The following is a 6,218-nucleotide window of genomic DNA, read 5'->3' on the forward strand; positions in this document are numbered from 1 at the left end:
GCTGCTACCATGGAACTACGCTAAAACCGTGTGATCGGCGCACCGCTTACGGCGTTTCGCAAGGAGTGATCAGAAAAACACCAACGCTTCCAATCCGATACTGCTGTACCTTCATGGCTGACAATAGGTACCCACAGACTTTATACAAACGGCTCTATGTCGACTCGTCCTCCAACTTTCTGAGCTCGGTCTTCTCGCAAACTCCGTTGATCCATAACGGTTGCTCATATCCGTCTTCCCAAACATAGAGAAGCCCCACCAACTCGCCTGTTCCAGCATCGATGATGCGCTTCGTAGCTTTGGCTTCATCTTCGTCGCTTTCGAACATGAAACCTCCCTTGAAGACACGATAAGAGCGCGGGTATCCGCCCAGTGAGCCAACGCCACGGCACTTCGCTACGCGAAGGGATACCCTTCGCGGTATAGTAGAACGCGCTTCCGTGCTGGACGCACGAAAAACTCCGCAAAACAACGCAAAAACACGCAAATCGGACGCGTGAGGCTTTGATAAAAAACGGAAAATTCTTTGTTGAACCACGGCAAAGTACAGACAACTTCAAAGTGCTGTTCGGGCGACTGGCAGCACAGGGCGCAGGTCGGCCTGTCGACCAGCATGAAGTCGCCGATGGTCCGTGGACACCGGAAACACTGGCCAACGCAATTACGGCGATGGATGCCAACAATCGTGGGATAGACGTGAGAACCGTCCAAGTTTGGTTTCAAGCAAACGACAATGGGATCAGCGACAAAAACATACACTGGCTGGCGCGCATCTTCGGCTGCAACGATCCGGTCGAGACGAGCCGTTGGCAGTCAGAACTAAAGGCCTCAAAAGAGCGTCTAACAACAGAGAGACGGGCACGTCGCCGTGTCACAACAGAGCCTGACCGGGAAGCCAGTGGCCGAGTAGAGGGTCAAATGATACGGGCGAATGAGAGTCCGGGCGAAATCGAAGCACCTTTGGATCAACAAGAATTGGAATACCAAAAAATTAGCCTGGCCGGCCGAGCGGAATGCCTGTTTCTCGATGGTGCGCCATTTGGAATGGTTGTGACAATGTGGGCGAGCGTCGCTGTGCTGCTCTATATTGGCTATCTTTTGGGAGCACACGACGTAACCTATAGCCCAGTCAAAGATGTGGAGAAACAAGTCGGGCTGTTTTGGTCCCCAAATTGGTTGCTGGACAAACTTGTCTGGCTGCCTCTCATCGTTTTCACTGTTTCAAGTTTGGTTACTTCCTGGAAAGAACAGTGGCGACCATTGATGGTTGCTGAAAGCTCCGACACTACCCAATCCTGCAGTTGGGATGAAAAACTCGCGCTCTACTCATCGTCCTTTGTCGGTATCACCTTGGTGTGCTTCTTTATCGTTTTCTTGCTGCAATGGTACGGATCGTATCTGCAACCGCTCATGCAAAACGACGCGGGTTCGCGAGTCATCGACTGGTTGTTAATTTCGATTGAGAGACCAGATGTCATGTCCGCGAACCAGGGCATGGCTGCATCAATGTACGCCAACCTCCTCTCTGGCATTGCATATTGGTACTGCTTCTCCGGTCTGATGTTGCTCTACATTGTATCAATGGATTTCAAGGACATCTCCGGGCGTCTACGCACCGGGATGAAGAGCAACAAAAGCCTCGAAGTTCTGCACATCGCAGACTCGATCGTCAGTGGTATTTTCCGTTGCGCTGTTTTTTCCTTGTTGGCCTCCATCGGGATCAAACTTGTCGCCGTCTACTTGATGACAGATTCCGAGAACCTTATGCGTTGGTTGGTCCTAGACGCCGGCGCCTTGATTGATGTCAACGATGTTTCTTGGACTTGGTTCGACAAGAACCCGTCTGCATCGATAACGAGCTTCTTCGTGATGTTCATTCCGGTTTTCGTATTTTTCTTATGCGCATCACAAATTCGAGGCTCAGTCCGCAGTCTCCTCACTGCAAAGCGAGCTGGAAACGGCGACAGCATCGGTCCGGTGGGTGCAGCCGCCAAGAATACGATGAAAACGTGGTTGAGTTGGGCAGGCGTCATCCTTCTACTTGTGGTCAACTTCTGGCTGATCGGCCGCTTCACCGGCTTTTCCGTTCTTCTTCTTACCAGCTGCTGCGCTGCGTTATTCTGCGTAGCGGGATCGCAAACGTCTCATGCTACAAGGGATTTGATGAGGAAAGAGGAACTACGGGAAGCCCACGGGAAGTAAGGAATGGAGCAAGCACCCTTCTTCCAGGCGATTTCTGACGGACCAGACAATGGATCCGCTTTTTGGGCGGTCACACGAGATGGCGTAAGGCTGAGACTTGGCTATTGGCCGACGACGAAAGACGTGCGCGGCACCATCTTCCTATTTCCAGGCAGGACAGAATACATCGAGCTCCAAGGACGGCTCGCGTGTGATTTGGTCGCCAGAGGTTTTGCGGTTCTGACAATCGATTGGCGCGGCCATGGCCTATCTCAGCGCCTGCTCGACAACCCCGCAACACTGCACGTCGAAGCATTCTCGGACTACCAAATGGACGTTGACGCATTTCTACAGATGGCCACCACGCTCAGCGTGCCCAAGCCTTGGTTTTTGATGGCCAACTCCATGGGTGGCAACATCGGTTTGCGGGCAGTCATACAAGGCTTACCTGTTTCCGCGTGCTCATTCACTGCGCCAATGTGGGGCATTGAAATGTCTCAGCTCCAGCGGCTGATTGCGTCCCCTGTCGCTTGGGCAGCTTGCGCACTCGGACGAGGAATTTCGTATGTTCCTGGACATGACGGGAAAAACTATGTCAGCCACGCCCCTTTTGAGGGAAATCGCATTACTTTCGATCCTGAGAACTATGACTACTGGGGTCGACAAGCGCGCACTAGGCCTGAGCTTCAGACAGCTGGGTCAAGTATGAAGTGGCTTCACGAAAGCCTAAGGGAATGCCGCCGCATCTCAAAGCTGAAATCACCAGACCTTCCCTGTATCACCTTTTACGGAGACTGTGACGAAGTCGTCGACAAGCGTGCAATCCAACAACGGATGGCAGCGTGGTCGAACAGCGAGTACATGGAACTCGAACACGCAAAGCACGCGCTGCTTCTGGAAAGACCAGACGTTCGTGCGGCAGTCATCTCCAAAACTGTTGATCGTTTTTTGGAAACCTGACGAAGACGCAGCGGAATATTGCCGCTCACGCATTGTCGTTGTCCGCACCCCTTGCATCCTAAGGGAACGGGGTTCAATATTATAATATTGATTTCAACAGTAGGCTGAGCCATGCGACCGTTTTCTTCAAAGATCGCCGCTGGATTGACTGCAATCAGTATCTGTCTTGGGATTGGAGCCTCCCAAACAAGAGCCCAAAGCTACCAGATCGATTGTGCGATCCTGCTGTGTCTTTCGGGCGGCTGGCCTGCCTCGACACCCTGTGCGCGGGCGCGAGCAGAGTTTATCCAACGCATCACGCCGTGGCCCGTCGAGCCTCCGCTTCAGATCTGGCGCTGTCCGATGGGAGCAAGACTTCAGGCTCCAGCTCCAACCACGCCAGTGCCCAAGCTATGGGACACTCTGGCGCTTGATGCCTTGCACAGAAACCAGCTCATTCCGGAGGTCCCAGCCGACGCGCCATCCGCGCAAGTGCATTCCGCCGTGGTTCGATCAGGCGGTTCGTCGACGGCGAGTTTACCCGAAGGCGTCGGGGTAGTGCTCGCTCAAGCAACTGCTGGCGCAGACATCGACATAAGCGGTCCCGACTTCAACTTCGTGCGCTCGATCCGCGTCTACAATGTCGCCTACGCCAGCCAGCGCGAGAGTGGACGCGACGGAGATTGCAACCGCTCCTTCTCCATGCGGATCGGCACCTATGGCACCCAGGGTGACTTCCGCTGGACGAGGGAGGCCAACCCCAGCCAATTGCCCGCAGCCCATGTTGGGCTCGAGCGCTATGGCGAGCATTGTCCTAGCATCTTCCACCGTTCGGTCTTCGTGGACTGGCGTGATTACGAAGGAAACTACGGCTTCGAGCAGGTGAACTACTGACGCCTCTTGTGGCCAACTATAGATCGTACCGCAATATATTGAAAAATTCGGTACATCAAGAACACAAAACTCGGTATAACGGGAACAAGAGAGATTCGGTACTTCAGGAACAATCGTGTCAGAAAAACAGGTAGACCTCTTCTTGGACCAGCTCGCTGACGCCCCGGTCAAAGACGAGCGTGCCCTGATGGAGTTCCCGTTTTTCTCCCTTCAGAAGCGCCCGCGGATGACCCCCTTCGTCTTTGACGACGGCACGGTGAAGATCGAGATCCAGCCGGGACACAAGGGCATTGCGACGATCTGGGACAAGGATATCCTGATCTATCTCACATCGCTTGTGAACGAGCGGATCGAACACGGGCAGTTCGACGCGGACGCACCCGTCAGCGTGCAGGACCGCACGATCAAGTTCTCCGCCTACGATTTCCTGAAGGTGACCGGACGCAGTTCCGGAAAGCGGGCCTATGAGCTCTTCCTCGACGCGCTGGATCGGCTGCGCTCCACCAACATCCTGACGAACATTACCGCTGGCGACGAACGCGAGCGGCGCGGCTTTGGATGGATCGAGGATTGGCGCGTGATCGAACGGACCAATCGCAACGGTCAGCGCGTCATGGGGGCTGTCGAGGTCACGATGAACCGGTGGATGTTCAATGCCATCGTCAAAGATCGCCGGGTCCTGACCATCAATCGGGACTACTTCCGGCTCTCAAAGGGTCTCGAGCGCCGCCTCTACGAGCTGGCGCGCAAGCATGTCGGTCGTCAGCCGGAATGGTATATCGGGATCAAGCGCCTCGCCGAGAAGTGTGGCTCGATCGATACCGAGCGCAAGTTCAAGTTCCGGATTAACGAGATTTGCGAAGCTGGCACCATTCCCGATTACCATGTCGAGATCGTGGATCCCGCCGAAGTGTCAACCCCATTCAAAACGAAGGGAAAACAGGCGCTTGTGCGGTTTCAGCCGAAATTTGATGACCTCACTGTTCCCGATGTACCGAATCTGTCGGACCTAAGTGTCTCGCACTCCGTTCTGACAGAGATCAAACACGCCAACCCGGAATATGACATCCAGTACATCCTCGATGCCTGGCGGGAATGGGCCGCACGCAAGGACGATCCCGTCAAAAGCGCCAACGCCGCCTTCCGCGCCTTCGCCAAGAAGTACATCGAAGCCAACCCGATCTGGTGACTCGGTACATCGGGAACAAACCTTCGGTACATCAAGAACGCCAGACTCGGTACAACAGGAACACACCCTCGGTATATCGGGAACGCATGTTCGGTACATCAGGAACGCGAAGTAACGTCAGAAAGTTGATTTCCCTGAGTCTTTTCAGTAGCCTAACTACATAACAAACCTAACTAAATTTCTAACAGAAATAACCAAGGCGGGAGAGACCCCTAAAGTCGGCTCCCTACGACATCCCTCGGATATGCTATGAAACTGGTGCTTGACGCGATCGTTGGCGCACAAAAACTCACGTTGGTACTGGTTTGATCGACCCTTCCGCATTTTTTTGACCAAGCGGGGCGCAAACTCGTCGTGTTTCAGACCACACCAGATGTTCCCGATATACCGAATCGCCATGTTTCCAAGGATGACGCGCAGAACGCATGAATTTTTCCTGGTCCCCTTGGGGTTCGCGCGAGCGCGATACGCCGCTGCGGGGACGTTGCTTTAGAACCCGCTGGGTTCTCGCGCAGGCAACCCAAATAGACAGGACCCGTGTCCTCGCGCCCCAGGCGCTGCGGGCCGCGCCACGTCCCATCGATTGGGGTGTGCCTTTGCTCACTCCGGCACTTCGCCAGTGGGTCAGGTTCTAGAGACGACGCCCCTCGGGGGCTGCTCTCAAAACCAGACACCAAGGAGCAAACCGATGCGTGCCAGACCTGAGACCCCCACACCCGAAGCCATCAAGATCGCGGAACAGAACGACCGGTTCCGGACAACATGGGGCGCGGACTCCACCGTTCTGGGCCAAATCGTGATGACGCGCGGTGTGGCCAATCTCTCGCCTGCTACGAAAGCGATCATCATGCAACGGGTCCAAGGCTTCGACACCTTCACCGAGGACAACGATCCCTACGGAGATCACAGTTTCGGGGCCTTCGATGTCGAGATGGCGGGTGAAAGCCATCGCATCTTCTGGAAGATCGATCTGCATGAGGAAATTACATTTTCAAGTCCTTTTCTTTCTGTGCAA

At 54.5% G+C, this 6,218-nt stretch carries 6 protein-coding genes; 5 read left to right on the forward strand and 1 reads right to left on the reverse strand.

Features of this window, described 5'->3' with window-relative positions:
* Window positions 1-154: 154 nt before the first annotated feature.
* The gene (locus tag ATO11_RS22240) at window positions 155-328 is read right to left on the reverse strand and encodes a hypothetical protein (RefSeq protein ID WP_165587009.1); all 174 of its coding nucleotides are present in this window, start codon (window positions 326-328) and stop codon (window positions 155-157) included.
* A gap of 176 nt (window positions 329-504) precedes the next feature.
* Between ATO11_RS22240 and ATO11_RS20815 the strand changes: the two genes are divergently transcribed.
* From ATO11_RS20815 to ATO11_RS20830, 5 genes are all read left to right on the forward strand, one after another.
* The gene (locus ATO11_RS20815) at window positions 505-2,202 is read left to right on the forward strand and encodes an RcgA family putative transporter (RefSeq protein ID WP_134643197.1); all 1,698 of its coding nucleotides are present in this window, start codon (window positions 505-507) and stop codon (window positions 2,200-2,202) included.
* A 3-nt stretch (window positions 2,203-2,205) separates the two neighbouring features.
* Complete coding sequence (locus ATO11_RS21550; protein ID WP_082176571.1) at window positions 2,206-3,141, forward strand: alpha/beta hydrolase; 936 nt, start codon at window positions 2,206-2,208, stop codon at window positions 3,139-3,141.
* 111 nt (window positions 3,142-3,252) lie between these two features.
* Window positions 3,253-4,014, forward strand: a complete 762-nt coding sequence (locus tag ATO11_RS22610; protein WP_050532841.1) for a hypothetical protein — start codon at window positions 3,253-3,255, stop codon at window positions 4,012-4,014.
* Window positions 4,015-4,129: 115 nt separating this feature from the next.
* Complete coding sequence (locus ATO11_RS20825) at window positions 4,130-5,203, forward strand: replication initiator protein A (RefSeq protein WP_110553828.1); 1,074 nt, start codon at window positions 4,130-4,132, stop codon at window positions 5,201-5,203.
* Between the two features lie 688 nt (window positions 5,204-5,891).
* Window positions 5,892-6,218: DUF3768 domain-containing protein (locus tag ATO11_RS20830; RefSeq protein WP_134643198.1), on the forward strand; the 327-nt coding region annotated here is incomplete at its 3' end.

It is taken from the genome of Pseudaestuariivita atlantica (genome assembly GCF_001205715.1).
GTDB classification, from domain to species: Bacteria; Pseudomonadota; Alphaproteobacteria; order Rhodobacterales; family Rhodobacteraceae; genus Pseudaestuariivita; species Pseudaestuariivita atlantica.